This window comes from Curtobacterium sp. MCPF17_011 (assembly GCF_003234145.1).
GTDB lineage: Bacteria > Actinomycetota > Actinomycetes > Actinomycetales > Microbacteriaceae > Curtobacterium.
Genome location: NZ_QKSK01000002.1, coordinates 77,905 through 95,953, shown reverse-complemented (window position 1 = coordinate 95,953; position 18,049 = coordinate 77,905). Strand labels below are relative to the sequence as shown.

General features: G+C 72.5%; 17 protein-coding genes. 15 read left to right on the top strand and 2 right to left on the bottom strand.

Annotation, left to right across the window (positions count from 1 at the left end; translation table 11 throughout):
* Positions 1-46 precede the first annotated feature (46 nt).
* Genes pyrR through DEJ25_RS03245 form a run of 11 tightly spaced genes read left to right on the top strand, consistent with a single transcriptional unit; the run spans position 47 to position 13,344 of the window.
* Entirely contained in the window at positions 47-631 is a 585-nt protein-coding gene (gene pyrR, locus DEJ25_RS03295; RefSeq protein WP_111043759.1) for a bifunctional pyr operon transcriptional regulator/uracil phosphoribosyltransferase PyrR, read from the top strand.
* Positions 628-1,587 (top strand): aspartate carbamoyltransferase catalytic subunit, encoded by a 960-nt coding sequence (locus DEJ25_RS03290; protein WP_111043758.1) that lies wholly within the window; start codon positions 628-630, stop codon positions 1,585-1,587. The genes pyrR and DEJ25_RS03290 overlap by 4 nt, the downstream gene beginning before the upstream one ends.
* Entirely contained in the window at positions 1,584-2,939 is a 1,356-nt protein-coding gene (locus DEJ25_RS03285; RefSeq protein WP_111043757.1) for a dihydroorotase, read from the top strand. Before DEJ25_RS03290 ends, DEJ25_RS03285 begins: the two co-directional genes overlap by 4 nt.
* Entirely contained in the window at positions 2,936-3,481 is a 546-nt protein-coding gene (locus DEJ25_RS03280) for a hypothetical protein (RefSeq protein WP_111043756.1), read from the top strand. The genes DEJ25_RS03285 and DEJ25_RS03280 overlap by 4 nt, the downstream gene beginning before the upstream one ends.
* The gene (gene carA / locus DEJ25_RS03275; RefSeq protein WP_110902188.1) at positions 3,478-4,677 is read left to right on the top strand and encodes a glutamine-hydrolyzing carbamoyl-phosphate synthase small subunit; all 1,200 of its coding nucleotides are present in this window, start codon (positions 3,478-3,480) and stop codon (positions 4,675-4,677) included. Before DEJ25_RS03280 ends, carA begins: the two co-directional genes overlap by 4 nt.
* Complete coding sequence (carB, locus tag DEJ25_RS03270; protein WP_111043755.1) at positions 4,677-7,955, top strand: carbamoyl-phosphate synthase large subunit; 3,279 nt, start codon at positions 4,677-4,679, stop codon at positions 7,953-7,955. Before carA ends, carB begins: the two co-directional genes overlap by 1 nt.
* Positions 7,952-8,836, top strand: coding sequence for an orotidine-5'-phosphate decarboxylase (gene pyrF, locus DEJ25_RS03265; RefSeq protein ID WP_258366401.1), 885 nt, complete (start codon positions 7,952-7,954; stop codon positions 8,834-8,836). Before carB ends, pyrF begins: the two co-directional genes overlap by 4 nt.
* A gap of 53 nt (positions 8,837-8,889) precedes the next feature.
* Positions 8,890-9,798, top strand: coding sequence for a guanylate kinase (gene gmk / locus DEJ25_RS03260; RefSeq protein ID WP_110902482.1), 909 nt, complete (start codon positions 8,890-8,892; stop codon positions 9,796-9,798).
* A gap of 29 nt (positions 9,799-9,827) precedes the next feature.
* Positions 9,828-10,091 (top strand): DNA-directed RNA polymerase subunit omega, encoded by a 264-nt coding sequence (rpoZ, locus tag DEJ25_RS03255; RefSeq protein ID WP_110902190.1) that lies wholly within the window; start codon positions 9,828-9,830, stop codon positions 10,089-10,091.
* A gap of 5 nt (positions 10,092-10,096) precedes the next feature.
* Entirely contained in the window at positions 10,097-11,305 is a 1,209-nt protein-coding gene (gene metK / locus DEJ25_RS03250; protein WP_111043754.1) for a methionine adenosyltransferase, read from the top strand.
* A gap of 8 nt (positions 11,306-11,313) precedes the next feature.
* Complete coding sequence (locus tag DEJ25_RS03245; RefSeq protein ID WP_110902192.1) at positions 11,314-13,344, top strand: primosomal protein N'; 2,031 nt, start codon at positions 11,314-11,316, stop codon at positions 13,342-13,344.
* Positions 13,345-13,456: 112 nt separating this feature from the next.
* Here the strand turns inward: DEJ25_RS03245 and DEJ25_RS03240 are convergent, their stop codons facing one another.
* Together DEJ25_RS03240 and DEJ25_RS03235 are read right to left on the bottom strand one after the other, a co-directional pair.
* On the bottom strand, positions 13,457-13,933 hold the full coding sequence (locus DEJ25_RS03240) for a DUF4383 domain-containing protein (protein WP_111043753.1): 477 nt from the start codon (positions 13,931-13,933) through the stop codon (positions 13,457-13,459).
* A 109-nt stretch (positions 13,934-14,042) separates the two neighbouring features.
* Positions 14,043-14,372 (bottom strand): hypothetical protein, encoded by a 330-nt coding sequence (locus DEJ25_RS03235; protein ID WP_110902194.1) that lies wholly within the window; start codon positions 14,370-14,372, stop codon positions 14,043-14,045.
* 117 nt (positions 14,373-14,489) lie between these two features.
* Here DEJ25_RS03235 and DEJ25_RS03230 point away from each other — a divergent pair, with 117 nt between their 5' ends.
* From DEJ25_RS03230 to DEJ25_RS03215, 4 genes are read left to right on the top strand one after another with little or no spacing between them, the layout of a single operon-like run.
* Positions 14,490-15,443 (top strand): methionyl-tRNA formyltransferase, encoded by a 954-nt coding sequence (locus DEJ25_RS03230; protein ID WP_111043752.1) that lies wholly within the window; start codon positions 14,490-14,492, stop codon positions 15,441-15,443.
* A complete protein-coding gene (locus DEJ25_RS03225) occupies positions 15,440-17,041 on the top strand; it encodes an RsmB/NOP family class I SAM-dependent RNA methyltransferase (protein ID WP_111043751.1) in 1,602 nt (533 codons plus the stop codon). The genes DEJ25_RS03230 and DEJ25_RS03225 overlap by 4 nt, the downstream gene beginning before the upstream one ends.
* A gap of 50 nt (positions 17,042-17,091) precedes the next feature.
* Positions 17,092-17,757, top strand: coding sequence for a ribulose-phosphate 3-epimerase (gene rpe, locus DEJ25_RS03220; protein ID WP_110902197.1), 666 nt, complete (start codon positions 17,092-17,094; stop codon positions 17,755-17,757).
* Between the two features lie 9 nt (positions 17,758-17,766).
* Complete coding sequence (locus DEJ25_RS03215) at positions 17,767-18,030, top strand: phosphoribosyl-ATP diphosphatase (RefSeq protein WP_111043750.1); 264 nt, start codon at positions 17,767-17,769, stop codon at positions 18,028-18,030.
* Positions 18,031-18,049: the final 19 nt, after the last annotated feature.

Below are 18,049 nucleotides of genomic sequence, written 5' to 3'. Positions count from 1 at the left end.
TCCAGAGAGACGGGAGCCGTCCAGAGAGGCGGGGAAGGAGGTCGGCGTGGGTACCAGAACGGTCCTGCAGCAACCCGACATCACGCGTGCTCTGACACGCATCGCGCACGAGATCCTCGAGGCCAACCACGGTGGCTCGGAACTCGTGCTGCTCGGCATCCCGACCCGTGGGGCCGTCCTCGCCGAGCGCCTCGGTCGCATCCTCGCCGACATCGAGCCCGGGTGGGAGTCAGCCGCCGCGGGGATCGGCAGTGAGCGGGTCGGCGCACTCGACGTCACGATGTACCGGGACGACCTGCGCCGGGGCATCGGTCGAGCGCCACACCCGACGGTGATCCCGGCCGGCGGCGTCGACGGCAAGGTCGTCGTCCTGGTCGACGACGTGCTGTACTCCGGCCGGACGGTCCGCGCGGCCCTCGACGCCCTGCAGGGCATCGGCCGTCCGCGCGCCGTCCGCCTCGCGGTCCTCGTCGACCGCGGCCACCGCGAACTGCCGATCCGCGCCGACCACGTCGGCAAGAACCTGCCGACGGCGGGCGACGAACGGGTCACGCTGCACCTGACCGAGACGGACGGTGTCGACGACGTCGTCATCGAACAGGGCGGTCCCGAACAGGGTGGTGCGTCGTGAGGCACCTGCTCTCCACCGCCGACCTGTCACGCGACGAGGCGATCGGGATCCTCGACGTCGCCGAGGAGATGGCCGAGGTCAACACGCGCGAGGTCCGGAAGCTCCCGGCGCTCCGCGGTCGGACGGTCGTGAACCTGTTCTTCGAGGACTCGACCCGCACCCGCATCTCGTTCGAGGCCGCCGCCAAGCGGTTGTCCGCGGACGTCATCAACTTCGCCGCCAAGGGGTCGAGCGTGTCGAAGGGCGAGTCGCTCAAGGACACCGTGCAGACCCTCGACGCGATGGGCATCGACGGCATCGTCATCCGCCACGGAGCGTCCGGCGCGCCGCGCGTGCTCGCCGAGGCGGACTGGATCGACGTGCCCGTCGTCAACGCGGGTGACGGCACCCACGAGCACCCCACGCAGGCGCTCCTCGACGCCTTCACGATGCGCCGCCGTCTGCACGGCACCGACAGCCGCGGGCAGGGGCTCGACGGGGTCCGGGTGCTCATCGTGGGTGACGTGCTGCACAGCCGCGTCGCCCGGAGCAACGCCTGGCTGCTCCGGACGCTCGGTGCACACGTCACCTTCGCCGCCCCGCCGACACTGCTGCCGGCGGTCGACCGTCCCTTCGGCGCCGCCGTGCACCACGACCTCGACGCCGCACTGGCCGAGGACCCGGACGTCGTGATGACCCTCCGGATCCAGCAGGAGCGGATGGACGACGCCTTCTTCCCGAACCCGCGTGAGTACACGCGGCACTTCGGGCTGACCGCCGCGCGGTTCGCCCGGCTGCCCGAGCGGACGCTCGTGATGCACCCCGGACCGATGAACCGGGGCCTCGAGATCGCCGGGGTCGCCGCGGACGACGCTCGCTCGACCGTCGTGGAACAGGTCGCGAACGGCGTCTCGGTCCGGATGGCCGTGCTCTACCTCGCCCTCACCGGCGACCACCAGAAGGAGACCGTCGCATGACCGCACACCTCATCCGTGGCGCGCAGCTGGTCGACGGCTCGCGTGCCGACATCCGCCTGGAGGGACCGCTCGTCACCGCGGTCGGGTCCGGTCTCGACGCGGCTGGTGCGACGGTGGTCGACGCCGACGGGCTGCTCGCCCTGCCGGGCCTGGTCGACCTGCACACCCACCTCCGGGAACCCGGGCACGAGGAGTCCGAGACCGTCCTCTCCGGCTCGCGGGCCGCGGCCGCCGGCGGTTTCACGGCCGTGAACGCGATGGCGAACTCCTCGCCGGTCGCGGACACCGCCGGGGTCGTCGAGCAGGTGCAGGCGCTCGGGGACGACGCCGGGTACGTCACGGTCCGTCCGATCGGTGCCGTCTCGCAGGGGCTGCAGGGCACGCACCTGTCCGAGATCGGTGCCATGGCGACCTCACGCGCGAAGGTCCGGGTGTTCTCGGACGACGGCTCGTGCGTCGCCGACCCGCTGCTGATGCGCCGGGCGCTCGAGTACATCAAGGGCTTCGGCGGCGTGCTCGCACAGCACGCGCAGGAGCCCCGTCTGACGGTCGGCGCGCAGATGAACGAGGGCCGACTGTCGTCCGAACTCGGTCTGGCGGGCTGGCCGGCCGTGGCGGAGGAGTCGATCATCGCGCGAGACGTCCTGCTCGCAGACCACGTCGGAGCTCGGCTGCACGTCTGCCACGTCTCGACCGCCGGCAGCGTCGAGGTGATCCGCTGGGCCAAGTCCCGCGGCATCGACGTCACGGCCGAGGTCACACCGCACCACCTGCTGCTCACGGAGGACCTGATCGCCGGGCACGACGGCACCCCGGGCTACGACGCCCGGTACAAGGTGAACCCGCCGCTCCGCCGCCGCGAGGACGTCGAGGCACTCCGCGCCGCCCTGGCCGACGGCACGATCGACATCGTCGCGACCGACCACGCCCCGCACCCCGCCGAGGCCAAGCACTGCGAGTGGCCCGCCGCCGCGAACGGCATGGTCGGGCTCGAGTCCGCGTTGAGCGTGGTGCACGCCGCCGTGGTCGAGGACGGCCGACTGGACTGGGCCGACGTCGCCCGTGTGCTGTCGAGCGCGCCGGCCCGGATCGGCCAGGTCACGGGCCACGGCCACGCGATCGCCGCGGGTGCGCCGGCCGAGATCACCCTCTACGACCCCGCGGCGGGCCGCGAGTTCTCGGTGGCCGACCTGCACGGGCAGTCGCAGAACTCGCCGTACCTCGGGATGCGGCTGCCCGGCCGGGTCGTCGCGACCTTCCACCACGGCGAGCCGACGGTGCTCGACGGGCAGCTCGTCGACGCCGACACCGTCGCGGCCCGGGCTGCAGCGGCACGGGTGGCGACGGCATGAGCGGTGACACGGCGCGCTGGCTGCTCGGCGGGGTCATCCTGCTCGCGGTGGCCGCGCTGTTCGTCGCGATGGCGCGCACGTGGCGCACGCGGAGCCGACGGCAGGCGGAGGCCGTGCCTCCCGTCCCGGTGCCGGCCGACCGTGGTCCGGCGGCCGGGTCGTGGGACGGGTTCACCGTCGCGACGACCCGAGCGGACCAACCGCTCGAACGGATCACCGCCGGCGGACTCGGCTTCCGCGGCCGCGGCGGCGTGACCGTGCACGCGACCGGCGTCGTGCTGCACCACGCCGGCGTGGACGACCGGTGGATCGCCCGGAGCGCCGTCCGCGGCGCCGACCGGGCCACGTGGGCGATCGACCGAGTGGTCGAGCCCGGGGGACTGGTCCGACTGCGATGGACGGCGACCGGCGCCGCAGCAGCGACGGACCTCGACACCTACTTCCGGTTCCCGGAGGGCGACGCGGAAGCGCTCACCGCCCTGCAGGGACTGGCGACGACGAACGACTCCCCGCACACCGCGGGCGAAGGGACGAACTCATGACACGCGAACGGGCCGTACTGGTCCTCGAAGACGGCACCCGGTACGACGGCTGGGCCTACGGCGCCCGTGGGCGCACGCTCGGCGAGGTGGTCTTCGCGACCGGCATGACCGGCTACCAGGAGACGCTCACCGACCCCTCCTACGCCGGGCAGATCGTGGTGCAGACCGCGCCGCACATCGGCAACACCGGGGTCAACGACGAGGACCCCGAGTCCCGGCGCATCTGGGTCGCGGGGTACGTCGTGCGCGACCCGAGCCGCGTGGTGTCGAACCACCGCGCGGACGCGTCGCTCGACGAGCACTTGGTGCGCGACGGCATCGTCGGGATCTCCGGGATCGACACCCGCGCCCTCACCCGTCGCATCCGCGACGCGGGTGCCATGAAGGGCGGCGTGTTCAGCGGGGCGGATGCCACGCTCGACGCCGACGAGCAGCTCCGGATCGTCACCGAGCAGGCCGGCATGGCGGGGAAGAACCTCTCCGCCGAGGTCTCAACGGCCGAGGAGTACGTCGTCGAGCCGGTCGGCGAGCGGATCGGCACGCTGGCCGTCCTCGACCTCGGGGTGAAGTCGTCGACGACCCGTTACCTGTCCGAGCGCGGCTTCGAGGTGCACGTGCTGCCGCAGGACGTCACGGTCGAGCGGCTCCGCGAACTCGACCCCGACGCGCTCTTCTACTCGAACGGCCCCGGCGACCCGTCGGCGTCCGACGCGCAGGTGTCCCTGCTGCAGGAGAGCCTCCGCGACGGCCGGCCGTTCTTCGGGATCTGCTTCGGCAACCAGCTGCTCGGCCGTGCCCTGGGCTTCGGCACGTACAAGCTGCCGTTCGGTCACCGCGGCATCAACCAGCCGGTGCTCGACACGACGACCGGCAAGGTCGAGATCACGAGCCAGAACCACGGCTTCGCGGTCGACGCGCCCGTCGGTGAGGTCCTCGAGTCCCCGGTCGGCTTCGGTCGTGTCGAGGTCTCGCACTACTCACTGAACGACAACGTCGTGGAGGGCCTCCGGGCGCTCGACATCCCCGCGTTCAGCGTGCAGTACCACCCCGAGGCCGCCGCCGGACCGCACGACAGCATGTACCTCTTCGACCGCTTCCGGGACATGGTGCTCGCCCGACGGCAGGGAGCGCCGCTCGACGCGGCCACCACCGACGCCACCACGCCTGCCGCCGACATCACGAAGGAGGGCAACTGATGCCCAAGCGCACCGACATCAGCTCCGTCCTGGTCATCGGCTCCGGCCCGATCGTGATCGGGCAGGCCGCCGAGTTCGACTACTCCGGCACGCAGGCCTGCCGCGTCCTCCGCGCGGAGGGCGTCCGCGTCATCCTGGTGAACCCGAACCCGGCGACGATCATGACCGACCCGGACTTCGCCGACGCGACCTACATCGAGCCGATCACGAACGCGTCGCTCGAGGAGATCATCCGCATCGAGCAGCCGGACGCCGTCCTGCCGACCCTGGGCGGACAGACCGCGCTGAACGCCGCGATCTCCCTCGACGAAGCAGGCATCCTCGAGAAGTACGGCGTCGAGCTCATCGGCGCGAAGGTCGACGCCATCCAGCGCGGTGAGGACCGGCAGCTCTTCAAGGAGCTCGTCCTCGAGTCCGGTGCCGACGTCGCCCGCAGCCACATCGCGCACACCCTGGAGGAGGCGAAGGAGTTCGCGAAGGACCTCGGCTACCCGCTCGTGGTCCGCCCGTCCTTCACGATGGGCGGTCTCGGCTCCGGCTTCGCCTACGACGAGTCGGAACTCGTGCGCTTCGTCGGCGACGGTCTGCAGTCCAGCCCGACGACCGAGGTCCTGCTCGAGGAGTCGATCCTCGGGTGGAAGGAGTACGAGCTCGAGCTGATGCGGGACAACGCCGACAACACCGTCGTCGTCTGCTCGATCGAGAACGTCGACCCGGTCGGCGTGCACACCGGCGACTCGATCACCGTCGCCCCGGCGCTGACGCTGACCGACCGCGAGTACCAGAACATGCGGAACATCGGCATCGACATCATCCGCCGCGTCGGGGTCGACACCGGCGGGTGCAACATCCAGTTCGCGGTCGACCCGGCGAACGGCCGTCTGATCGTCATCGAGATGAACCCGCGCGTCTCCCGCTCCTCGGCGCTCGCGTCGAAGGCGACGGGCTTCCCGATCGCCAAGATCGCCGCGAAGCTGGCCATCGGGTACCGCCTGGACGAGATCCAGAACGACATCACCCGCGTCACCCCGGCGAGCTTCGAGCCGACGCTCGACTACGTCGTCGTGAAGACCCCGCGCTTCGCGTTCGAGAAGTTCCCGGCCGCCGACGCCACGCTCACCACCACGATGAAGAGCGTCGGCGAGGCGATGGCGATCGGCCGCAACTACGCCACCGCGCTGCAGAAGTCGCTCCGCTCGCTCGAGAAGCGCGGGTCGAGCTTCCACTGGGACGTGCCGGCCGACCAGCTCGACAAGGCCGCCCTGCTCGAGAAGTCCGCGGTCCCGACCGACGGCCGCATCGTCACGGTGCAGCAGGCCCTCGTCGCTGGCGCCACCGCGGCCGAGGTCTTCGAGGCCACGAAGATCGACCCGTGGTTCATCGACCAGATCGTGCTCATCAACGAGGTCGCGGACGAGGTCCGTGCCGCCGAGACCCTGGACGCGGACACCGTCCGGTGGGCCAAGGAGCACGGCTTCAGCGACGCGCAGATCGCGGCGCTCCGCGGGGTCTCCGAGCAGGAGGCGCGCGACCAGCGACACGCGCTCGGCATCCGCCCGGTGTTCAAGACCGTCGACACCTGCGCCGGCGAGTTCCCCGCCCTGACGCCCTACCACTACTCGTCCTACGACACCGAGACCGAGGTCGCCCCGAGCGACCGCAAGAAGGTCGTCATCCTGGGCTCCGGCCCGAACCGCATCGGCCAGGGCGTCGAGTTCGACTACTCCTGCGTGCACGCGTCCTTCGCGCTGAGCGACGCCGGATTCGAGACGATCATGATCAACTGCAACCCGGAGACGGTCTCGACCGACTACGACACCTCGGACCGGCTCTACTTCGAGCCGCTCACGGTGGAGGACGTGCTCGAGGTCATCGAGGCCGAGCAGGCGTCCGGCCAGGTGGTGGGCGTCGTCGTGCAGCTCGGCGGCCAGACCGCTCTGGGCCTGGCGAAGCCCCTCGAGGCCGCGGGCATCCCGATCCTCGGCACCACGCCGGACGCGATCGACCTGGCGGAGGAGCGTGGGGCGTTCTCGCGCATCCTCGACGAAGCAGGCCTGCTCGCGCCGAAGAACGGCACCGCCCACGACCTGGCCAGCGCCACCGCGGTCGCCGAGGGCATCGGCTACCCGGTGCTCGTCCGTCCGTCCTTCGTGCTCGGCGGCCGCGGCATGGAGATCGTCTACGACTCCGCCACCCTCGCCGACTACTTCGACCGGATGGCCGACCAGGCGATCATCGGCCCGGACCTGCCGCTGCTCGTGGACCGGTTCCTCGATGACGCGGTCGAGATCGACATCGACGCGCTCTACGACGGCGAGCGGCTCTACGTCGGCGGCATCATGGAGCACATCGAAGAGGCCGGCATCCACTCCGGCGACTCGTCCTGCACCCTGCCCCCGGTCGGCCTCGGCCGCGCCGAGATCCAGGCCGTCGTCGACGCGACCGAGAAGATCGCGCGCGGGGTCGGCGTCCGCGGACTCCTCAACGTGCAGTTCGCCATCGCCGCCGGGGTGCTCTACGTCCTCGAGGCGAACCCCCGCGCCAGCCGCACGGTCCCGTTCGTCTCGAAGGCGCTCGGCATCGCACTGGCCAAGGCCGCGGCACGCATCATGACCGGCACGAGTGTCGACGGCCTGGTCGCCGAGGGACTGCTGCCGGCACGCGACGGCGCCTTCGTCCCGATGGAGGCCCCGATCGCCGTGAAGGAGGCCGTGCTGCCCTTCCGTCGCTTCCGCACCCGCGAGGGTCAGGTCGTCGACTCGGTGCTCAGCCCCGAGATGCGCTCCACCGGAGAGGTCATGGGCATCGACCGCGACTTCCCGCGGGCGTTCCTCAAGAGCCAGGAGGCCGCCTACGGTGGTCTGCCCACCAGCGGTACCGTGTTCGTGAGCGTCGCGGACACCGACAAGCGCGCCATCGTCCTGCCGGTGCACCGCCTGCAGCAGCTGGGCTTCACGATCATCGCCACCGAGGGCACCGCCGAGGTGCTCCGCCGCAACGGCATCCTGGTCGGCACCGTCGGCAAGTACAGCCAGGGGCAGGAGAGCGTCGTCGACCTGCTCGCCCGCAACGAGGTCGACATCGTCATCAACACCCCGAGCGGTGCCGCCGGTCGCGCGGACGGGTACGAGATCCGCGCGGCCACCGTGGCGGCGGACAAGCCGCTGTTCACGACGATCTCGCAGCTCGGCGCCGCCGTCGCGGCGATCGAGACGATCGGGACGCCGCACAGTGTCCGGAGCCTGCAGGACTACGCGCTCGAGCGGGCGGGCTGGTGACCCCAGGTCTGCACGGAGGCCCGACCCCGTTCGGCGTCCGGCTCGCGGCCGCCATCGAGTCGCGGTCGGCGCTCTGCGTCGGGATCGACCCCCACGCCGCCACCCTGGCGGCGTGGGGGCTCGGCCGCGACGAGGCCGGTCTCACCGCCTTCGGCGCCACCCTGGTCGACGCCGCCGCGGGGCGAGCGGCGGTCGTGAAGCCGCAGATCGCGTTCTTCGAGGCGGCGGGGGTGCCCGGGTACCGAGCGCTCGAGGCGACGATCGGTCGCGCGCGTGATGCGGGCCTCCTGGTCGTCGCGGACGTCAAACGCGGCGACATCGGTTCGACCGGCGACGACTACGCCCTGGCGTGGCTGGACCGTGACGGCCCGTTCACGGCGGACGCGATGACGGTGTCGCCGTACCTCGGGTACGGCTCGCTGTCCGGGACCGTCGCCGTCGCCCGCGAGAACGGTGCGGGCGTGTTCGTCCTCGCCGCGACGAGCAACCCGGAGGCGCGTGTGCTGCAGACAGCGGTGCTCGCCGAGGGCCCGCGTGCCGGCCGGACCGTGGCGGCCGGTATCGTCGTGGACGTGGCAGACGACAACCGGACGAGCGCCGACCAGCCCCTGGGGGACGTCGGGCTGGTCCTCGGCGCGACCCTCGACCTCGACGACTTCGGCATCACGGCCGACGAGATCGGCACCGCCCCGGTCCTCGCACCCGGCTTCGGTGCGCAGGGGGCCCGGATCGAGGACCTCCGCGCGCTGTACGGCAGCCGGGCGGAGCAGGTCCTCGTGAGCGAGTCCCGCGGGCTGCTCGGCGACGGGCCGAACGGTGTCGCCGCACTCGTCGCCGACCGTGCCGACCGGATCGCACGCGCGCTGGGGACGGCGGCGTGAGCGACGAGCAGGCGGACGTCCGGTCCGACGACACCGATCCCGGCCGCTCGGCCCTGCCGGCGCACCGCAACCCGCCGGAGGTCGACCGGGTCGCGGCCGCGAAGGCCGCCGTCGCCGCACGACGCGCACGCGCCGCGGTCAAGTCGGCGATCGCCACCGGCGAACGGTCGCCGCTCGAGGTCGCCCGTTCCGCCTGGTCTGAGGACGAGTCCGTCGTCGCGACCACCGCGGCCGAACGCTCGCTCCGCGTCCGTGACCTGCTCACGAGCCTGCCCGGTGTCGGACCGGCCCGGGCGGAGGCCGTGATGGGTGCGCTGCGGATCGCCCCGTCGAAGCGCCTCGGGGGACTCGGCAGCCGGCAGCGGACCGAACTGGCGGACTGGCTCGCCCAGCGCGGACGCAAGCGCGCGGCGTCGAAGCTCGTCGTGCTCGCCGGACCCACCGCGGTCGGCAAGGGCACGGTCAGCGCGTACATCCGTGAGCAGTACCCCGAGGTGAACCTCAGCGTCTCCGCGACGACCCGGAAGCCCCGCCCGGGCGAGGTCGACGGCGTGCACTACTACTTCGTGGACGACGCCGAGTTCGACCGGATGATCCGCGACCGCGAGCTGCTCGAGTACGCGACCGTGCACAACTCCTACCGGTACGGCACCCCGCGCCCGCCGATCGACCGCGCGCTCGACGCCGGCGAGAAGGTCATGCTCGAGATCGACCTGCAGGGCGCCCGACAGGTGCGGGACGCGATGCCCGAGGCCGTCCTGGTGTTCCTGCTGCCGCCGACGTGGGACGAACTCGTCCGTCGGCTCATCGGCCGCGGCACCGAGACGCCCGAGGAGCAGACCCGGCGACTCGAGACCGCGAAGGTGGAGCTCGCGGCCCAGGACGAGTTCGACGTGCGGATCGTGAACTCCGATGTCAGCACGGCGGCACGCGAGGTCGTAGACTTGTTCTCTGCGCCCTGACCGGTGCACCGACGACGAGGAGCAACCCCATGGCCAACCCCCAGGGCATCATCGACCCGCCCATCGACGACCTGCTCAGCAAGGTCGAGTCGAAGTACGCGCTCGTGATCTTCGCTTCGAAGCGCGCTCGCCAGATCAACGACTACTACGCGGACCTGCACGAAGGCTCGCTCTTCGACAACGTCGGTCCGCTCGTCGACTCGACGATCGACGACAAGCCGCTCTCGGTCGCGCTCCACGAGATCAACGAGGACAAGCTGACCGTCACCAAGCAGCAGCAGCCCTCCGCCTGATCCCGGTGAGTGCGCTCCGCCTGTTCACGTCGGAATCGGTGACCGAAGGCCACCCCGACAAGATCTGCGACCAGATCTCGGACGCGATCCTGGACGCCCTGCTCACGGTCGACCCGAACGCGCGGGTCGCCGTCGAGACGATGGTGACGACCGGGCTCGTGCACGTCGCAGGAGAGGTCACGACCTCGGGCTACGTCGAGATCCCGCAGCTCGTCCGCGACGTCATCACCGGGATCGGGTACAACTCGTCGGACGTGAGCTTCGACGGTCGCACCTGCGGCGTCGAGATCTCGATCGGCGCGCAGTCCCCGGACATCGCCCAGGGCGTCGACGAGTCCCTCGACACCCGCTCGGGTGCCGGCACGGACCCGCTCGACCGCCAGGGCGCCGGGGACCAGGGCATCATGTTCGGCTTCGCGACGAACGAGACGCCGGAGTACATGCCCGTCGCCATCTGGCTCGCGCACCGCCTGGCCGAGAAGCTCGCCGCGGTCCGCAAGTCCGGCGAGCTGACGTACCTGCGCCCGGACGGCAAGACCCAGGTCACGGTCGGGTACGACGGCGTCACGCCGAAGACCGTCGAGACCGTGGTCCTGTCGACCCAGCACGCGCCGAGCGTCTCGCTCGAGCAGCTGACCGCGGACATCACCGAGCACGTCATCCGCCCGGTGCTCGACCTGGTGGAGCTCGACTCGTCGCACGTCGACGTGATCGTGAACCCGACCGGACGCTTCGAGATCGGCGGCCCGCAGGGCGACGCCGGACTCACCGGGCGCAAGGTCATCGTCGACACCTACGGCGGGGCCTCCCGGCACGGCGGCGGCGCGTTCAGCGGCAAGGACCCGTCCAAGGTCGACCGCTCGGCCGCCTACGCCCTGCGCTGGGTCGCGAAGAACGCCGTCGCGGCGGGTCTCGCCGACCGCCTCGAGGTCCAGGTCGCCTACGCGATCGGTCGGGCCAAGCCCGTCGGCCTGTACGTCGAGTCCTTCGGCACCGGCCACGTCGACGACGCGACGATCGAAGCCGCGATCACGAAGGTGTTCGACCTGCGACCGGCCGCGATCATCCGTGACCTCGACCTGCTGACCCCGAAGTACGCGCAGACCGCGACCTACGGGCACTTCGGTCGCGAACTGCCCGGCTTCACCTGGGAGCAGCTCGACCGCGTCGAGGAGCTCCGCACCGCGGCAGGACTCGTCTCCGTCACCGTCTGAGGCCCTCCGTGGCCAACGTCGCGCGTGTCGTCCTCGACTCACCGCTCCCGCAACTCGACCGTCTGTTCGACTACCGGGTCCCGGCCGAGATCGAGGACGACTGCGTGCCGGGGGTCCGGGTCCGGGTGCCGTTGCGCTCCGGCGCCCGGATGACCGACGCCTACGTGGTGGAGGTCGTGGCCGACGACGCCCTCTCGCCGGAGAACGACTTCCCGGGCGAGCTGAGTGCCGTCGAGGAGCTCGTCAGCCCGGTGCCGGTGCTCGCGCCGGAGGTCTGGGAGCTGGCCCGCGCCGTGGCCGACCGTGCCGCCGGGGTCGCCAGCGACGTGCTGCGCCTCGCGGTGCCGACGCGGCAGGTCCGGCCGGAGAAGGCCTGGCTCGCTCGTGACCCGGACCACGTGCCGCCCCGCGTGACGGCGGTCCCGGTCGACGGGTACGGCGACGCGGTCGTCGAGGCGGTGATGGACGCCGGCGGACGCGCGGCCGTCGGTGCGATCCCGCACCCGGTCCTGCTCGCCGCCCCGGCCCGAGCGATCCCGGCCGACGACGCCGACGGGCCTGCTCCCGCCTGGGTGCCCGGCTGGGCCGCGACCCTGGCGCAGGCCGCCGCACACACCCTGGCGGGGGAGCGGTCGGCCGTCATCGCCGTGCCCGACTTCCGCGACGTCACGGACCTCGAGCGCGCCCTGCTCGTCCTCGTGCCCGCCGAGCGGGTGGTGCGGTTCGACGCGAAGCAGACCAACGGGCAGCGCGCCCGGGCACTCCTCACCGCCCGGACGCACCCGGTCGTCGCGATCGGGAATCGTGCCGCTGTTTACGCACCGGCGTCGGACCTCGGCCTCATCGCCCTCTGGGACGACGGCGACCCGTCCTTCGCCGAGCAGCGCGCGCCGTACGTGCACACCCGTGACGTCGCGCTGGTACGGACCGCCCAGTCCGGGGCCGCGCTCCTGATGGTGTCGCACGCGCGGAGCACCGACGTGCAGCGGCTCGTCGAGCTCGGATGGCTGCAGGAGATCGGTCCGCACCGCGCCCGTGTGCCGAAGGTCGTCCCGACGGCCCACCAGACCAACGCCGACGGGTACGCCGCACAGGCCCGCATCCCGAGCAGTGCTTGGCGGGCCGCCCGCGAGGCCAGTCACGACGGACCCGTGCTCGTGCAGGTGTCGAACCCCGGCTTCGGGACCGGCCTGGTCTGCACCGAGTGCGGGGAGCGCGCCCACTGCCGGGTGTGCGGTGGTCCACTCGGCAGTCCGCACGCCGGGTCCACCCCGCAGTGTCGGTTCTGCGGCGCGCTGGCGGCCGGGTACCGCTGCCCGACCTGTGGCAACGGGAAGCTCAAGCCCGTCGGCCAGGGTGCCCAGCGCACCGCCGACGAACTCGGCCGCGCCTTCCCGAACACCCGGATCGTGGTGGCCGACGGATCGCGCCCGATCGACGAGGTACCGGCCCGTCCCGCGGTCGTCGTCGCGACCCGCGGCGCCGAACCGGACGTCGCCGGCGGCTACGCCTGCGTACTGCTCCTGGACGGCGAACGGATGCTGGCGCGCGAGGGACTGCGAGTCCAGGAGGACGTCCTCCGGATCTGGGCGAACGCCGCGGCGAAGGGCGCTCCCGGAGCGCCGGTGTACCTCGTCGGCATCGGCGGCAAGCTCGCGAACGCGATGGCACTCTGGCGGCTCGACGTACCCGCCCACGACGAACTCACCGACCGGCGTGAGCTGTTCTTCCCGCCCGCGGTGCGGGTCGCCACGCTGACCGGGACGGACGAGGCGGTGACCGGCGCGATCGAGGCGCTCGGCGACGCGCCGGTGGGCCCGGTCCTCGGACCGGTCCCCGTCGACGACCCGACGCCGGGGACGGTCCGCGCGATCGTGCGCTTCCCCTACGGCCACGGGACAGAGGTGGCGGCGACCCTCAAGGCCGAGGTGATCCGCCGGTCGTCGACGCGCCGGGTGGTCAAGGGCGGGGCGAAGCGTCGCGCGGCTCCGGCCCTCCGCGTCCGGATGGACGACGCCGAGCCGTTCTCCGAGGTCTGAACCGGTCGCTGCAGAGCCGAGCCCGGACATGACGGGAGGCCCGTGGCGATCCCGCCACGGGCCTCCCGTCATGTCACCGACCGAGGTCACCGACCGAGGTCACCGATCAGGGTCAGCGCGCGGTCCGCTCCGCGCCGACCGGTGCACGGCGGCCGCGCGAGAGCACGACGCCGAGGGCGACCATGCCGATCGCGAGGACCAGGTGCAGCCAGTTGTCCGCCGAGTTCAGCGGCACGAAGTTCGCGGCGCTGTCGCTGTTCGCGGTGAACAGGCCGTAGATCCAGAGCACGAAGTAGACGATGCCGCCGATGACCAGGTAGAGCCGGGAACCACTGGCGCGTCGGGCCGCCAGGACGCCGACGATGCCGAAGAGCAGGTGGACGATGTTGTGCAGGACCGACACCTGGAAGATGCCGAGCAGCATGCCCATCGAGTCGTTGCCGGCACCACCGAGGTCACCGGTGGTCAGGCCGGGGATGAAGCCCGCCAGGCCGACGAGCAGGAAGACGATGCCGACGACGAGCGTGCCCTTCTGGACGGGCGTCTCGGCGAAGCTGGTGGGAGCGGGGGTGGAGAGTCGGTCTGACATGTTCGTTCCTTTCAGGGAATCGCCTGTGAACGTACCCGTCGGTCTCCGCGCTGTCCGGAGGCGAGGGCACAGCTCGTCCGGCACGACGCCGGCGAGCCGGGTCCGCGGATCAGCGGGGCTGGGCCGGGTTGGTCGGGTCGCCGTGTGACGGCGGGTTGATGACCGGCCCGGACGTGGCCGGGGTGACGGCGGGGGAACCGCCGGTGCCCTGCTGGACCTCCGGGAGGTGCTCGGGCACCGAGCCGGTCGGTTCGGCCCCGGCTTCGAGTGCGGCGATCCGGGAGGTCAGCACCTCCACGACCGGCAGCCGGTTCCCGTGGGCCCGCTCGTGCTCGAGCAGGGTCTGCAGCTGGTCGCGGTCGAGCGGGCGGACGTGCTCGGCGAGGTTGCCGAGCGGCAGGTGGTCGAAGTCCGGCAGCGGCAGTGCGTCGGTGGTCATGGTGGTCCTTCCGTCGAGATGCCAGCGACCGTAGGCAGGCACGCCTCAGCGCGTCCCCAGGCCCGGCGCGGACGGCGTCCGCCCGGGCGCGGCCGCGGCTCGTGGGAGACTGGTCCGATGCGTCTCGTCGTCGCCGGCAGTCCCGCTGCCGCGGTCCCCACCCTCCGTGCTCTGGCGGCGTCCGACCACGAGATCGCGGCGGTGTTGACCCGCCCGCCGACGCCGCAGGGCCGGAAGCGCGTGCTGACGCCCACGCCGGTCGCGCAGGCAGCGGCGGAGCTCGGGCTGCCGGTGATCGAGGCCTCCCGTGTGGACGACGAGGTGACGGCCCGGATCGCGGCGCTCGACGTCGGCCTCGGTGTGATCGTCGCGTACGGCGCACTCCTCCGTCGCCCAGCCCTCGACGCCCCGCGGCTCGGCTGGGTCAACCTGCACTTCTCCGACCTGCCGGCGTACCGCGGTGCCGCCCCCGTGCAGCGTGCCGTGATGGCCGGTGCGACGACCACGGCCGCGACGGTGTTCCAGCTGGTCGAGGCCCTGGACGCGGGCCCAGTCTTCGCGGCCGAGCCGTTCACGATCGACCCGGAGGCCACCTCCGGCGAGGTCCTCGGCGCGATGGCGGTGACCGGTGCCGACGTCGTCGTGCGGGTCGTCGACGCCATCGCCGCGGGCACCGCCGTCGCCACCGAGCAGGTCGGCGCTCCGTCGTCGGCCCCGAAGCTCACGCTCGACGACGGCCGGACCGACTTCGCCGCCCCGGCCGCCGCGGTGCACGCCAGGCTCCGCGGCGTCACCCCGGAGCCCGGTGCGTTCGCACACCTCGGCGAGACCCGGGTGAAGCTGCTGCGGGCCCGCCGGTACGGTGCACCCGACGGCCGGCCGGGAGGCCCGGAGGACTCCGCGCCGCACCTCGCGCCGGGTGCGCTCCGGCTCGTGGACGGTGCCCTGCTGGTCGGGACGGCGGACGAACCGCTCGTGCTGACCGAGGTGCAGCCGGCCGGCAAGAAGGCGATGGACGCTGCGGCCTGGGCCCGAGGGCTCGGACCGCTCGACGGGAAGGTGCTCGCATGAGCGCGGAACAGGCGCGGTCACGCGGATCGCAGCGTGGCGGCCGCAGCGGCGGCAGCGGTGTCGGGCGGACCGGCGGGCGCCCCGGCGGCCGACCCCGGGAGCCCCGGCAGGTGAGCGCCCGGCGGGTCGCCTTCGACGTCCTCCGTGCCGTCCAGGTCGACGACGCGTACGCGAACCTGCTCCTGCCGACGCGCATCCGACGAGCCGGGCTCAGCGCCCGGGACGCCGGTTTCGCCACCGAACTCACCTACGGCACGATCCGGATGATCGGCCGCTACGACGTGGTGGTCGCGGTGGCGTCCGGACGTCGGGCGGACCTCATCGAAGCCGACGTGCTCGACGTCATGCGCCTCGGTGTGCACCAGCTGCTCGGCATGCGGACCCCGACGCACGCGGCGGTCTCCGCGACGGTCGAGCTCGCCCGCGAGGTCGGCGTCGCCCGCGCCACCGGCTTCGTCAACGCCGTGATGCGGAAGGTCGCCGGCAAGACCCCGGAGGAGTGGGACGCCCTGGTGACGGCGGGCCTCGGCGGGGACGCACTCCTCGCGACGCGCTGGTCGCACCCGGTGTGGGTCGTGTCGGCACTCCGGGACGCCCTGGCAGCGGAACGGTCCCGTGACGAACTCGTCGCGCTCCTCGCCGCCGACAACGAGGCACCGCGGGTCCAGCTCGCGGCGTTGCCCGGTGTCGCGTCGGCGGAGGACGTCGAGCAGGCGACCGCCCGCGTGGCGGGGGACGACGACGAGACGGGGGAGGTGCCTCCCGTCGGTCCGGGCGCCGACGCCGACGCCGCCGAGGTGGCCGAGGCCGACCAGGCCGACGCGGTGCCCGAGCCCGCCCCGGCCGCTCCCGACCTGCCGGTCTCGCCCGTCGGGATCCGCGGCGTCACCGGTGACCCGGCGCGCGTCCCCGGCGTCGCCGCCGGCCGGCTCCGCGTCCAGGACGAGGGCTCGCAACTCGCGGCCCTCGCGCTGTCCCGTTCGTCCGAGGTACGGGCCGGCGAACGCTGGCTCGACCTCTGCGCAGGCCCGGGTGGCAAGGCCGCACTCCTGGCCGCCGAGGCCGCACAGGCTGGTGCGACCCTCACCGCCAACGAGCTCGTCCCGGCCCGGGTGGGACTCGTCCGGGAGGCACTCCGCGACTTCCGTGACACCGTCACCGTGGTCGAGGGCGACGGTCGCCGCTACGGGCACGACGGCTCGGGTGTCACGTACGACCGCGTCCTGCTCGACGCCCCGTGCACCGGCCTCGGCGCGCTGCGTCGCCGTCCGGAGGCCCGCTGGCGGAAGCAGCCGGAGGACGTCGCCGAACTGGCCGTCCTGCAGGAGGAGCTGCTCGAGGCCGCGGTCCGCGTGCTCGCACCGGGCGGCACCCTGGCGTACGTGACGTGCTCGCCGCACCTGGGCGAGACGCGCGGCCAGGTCGACGCCCTGATGCGTCGGCACGGGGACCTGCTCGAGCAGCTCGACACCGCATCCGTGGTCCGCTCGGTCGCCGCGCGTGACCCGCAGGTCGCGGACGGCCGGACCGTGCAGCTCTGGCCGCACCGGATCGGTACCGACGCGATGTTCATCGCACTGTTCCGCCGGACCGCCTGACGGGCTGTCGGCTCGGTGGCCGGCCGGGTCCGGGCCGGTAGGCTCGACGGGTGACGATCCGCATCTCGCCGAGCATCCTGTCCGCCGACTTCGCGAACCTCGAGCGCGAGCTCCAGCGCATCGAGACCGCCGACATGGTGCACGTCGACGTGATGGACAACCACTTCGTGCCGAACCTGACGCTCGGCCTGCCGATCGTCCAGCGCCTGCAGCAGGTGTCGCCCGTGCCCCTCGACGTGCACCTCATGATCACCGACGCCGACACCGAGGCGCCGAAGTACGCCGAGACCGGTGCGTCCAGCGTCACCTTCCACGTCGAGGCCGCGACCGACCCCGTCGCCACCGCTGCCGCCATCCGGTCGAACGGGGCCCGCGCCGCGGTCGCCGTGAAGCCCGGCACCCCGATCACCCGGGTGCTGCACCACCTCGACGCCTACGACATGATCCTGCTGATGACCGTCGAGCCCGGGTTCGGTGGTCAGGCGTTCATGACCTCGGTGATGCCGAAGCTCGCCGACGCACGCGCCGCGGTCGACGCGTCGGGGCTCGACGTCTGGCTCGAGGTCGACGGTGGCATCGCGGTCGACACGGTGCCGGAGGCGGTCCGGAGCGGCGCGGACACCCTGGTCGCCGGCTCCGCGGTCTACGGCGGCGAGCCCGCCGCCCGCATCACCGATCTCCGGGCGGCGGCACAGCGTGCGCTCGCAGACCGGTAGCCTGGGAACGTGAAGACGTTCGACGACCTGTTCGCGGAGCTGACCGAGAAGGCGCGCATGCGCCCGGACGGCTCCGGCACCGTCGCCGAACTGGATGCCGGCGTGCACCAGATCGGCAAGAAGATCGTGGAGGAAGCCGCCGAGGTCTGGATGGCGGCCGAGTACGAGGGCGACGAGCGCACCTCGGAAGAGATCTCGCAGCTCGTGTACCACCTGCAGGTCCTCATGATCGCGAAGGGCCTGACCCCGGCGGACGTCTGGCGACATCTGTAGGGAGCGCGTCACCCCGCGC

Excerpts from the sequence above, each read along its gene's own strand:
- DEJ25_RS03285 (WP_111043757.1), top strand. The coding sequence starts at position 1,584 with ATGACCGCACACCTCATCCGTGGCGCGCAGCTGGTCGACGGCTCGCGT.
- DEJ25_RS03280 (WP_111043756.1), top strand. The coding sequence starts at position 2,936 with ATGAGCGGTGACACGGCGCGCTGGCTGCTCGGCGGGGTCATCCTGCTC.
- carA (WP_110902188.1), top strand. The coding sequence starts at position 3,478 with ATGACACGCGAACGGGCCGTACTGGTCCTCGAAGACGGCACCCGGTAC.
- carB (WP_111043755.1), top strand. The coding sequence starts at position 4,677 with ATGCCCAAGCGCACCGACATCAGCTCCGTCCTGGTCATCGGCTCCGGC.
- rpoZ (WP_110902190.1), top strand. The coding sequence starts at position 9,828 with ATGGCCAACCCCCAGGGCATCATCGACCCGCCCATCGACGACCTGCTC.
- DEJ25_RS03240 (WP_111043753.1), bottom strand. The coding sequence starts at position 13,933 with ATGTCAGACCGACTCTCCACCCCCGCTCCCACCAGCTTCGCCGAGACG.
- DEJ25_RS03235 (WP_110902194.1), bottom strand. The coding sequence starts at position 14,372 with ATGACCACCGACGCACTGCCGCTGCCGGACTTCGACCACCTGCCGCTC.
- DEJ25_RS03230 (WP_111043752.1), top strand. The coding sequence starts at position 14,490 with ATGCGTCTCGTCGTCGCCGGCAGTCCCGCTGCCGCGGTCCCCACCCTC.
- DEJ25_RS03225 (WP_111043751.1), top strand. The coding sequence starts at position 15,440 with ATGAGCGCGGAACAGGCGCGGTCACGCGGATCGCAGCGTGGCGGCCGC.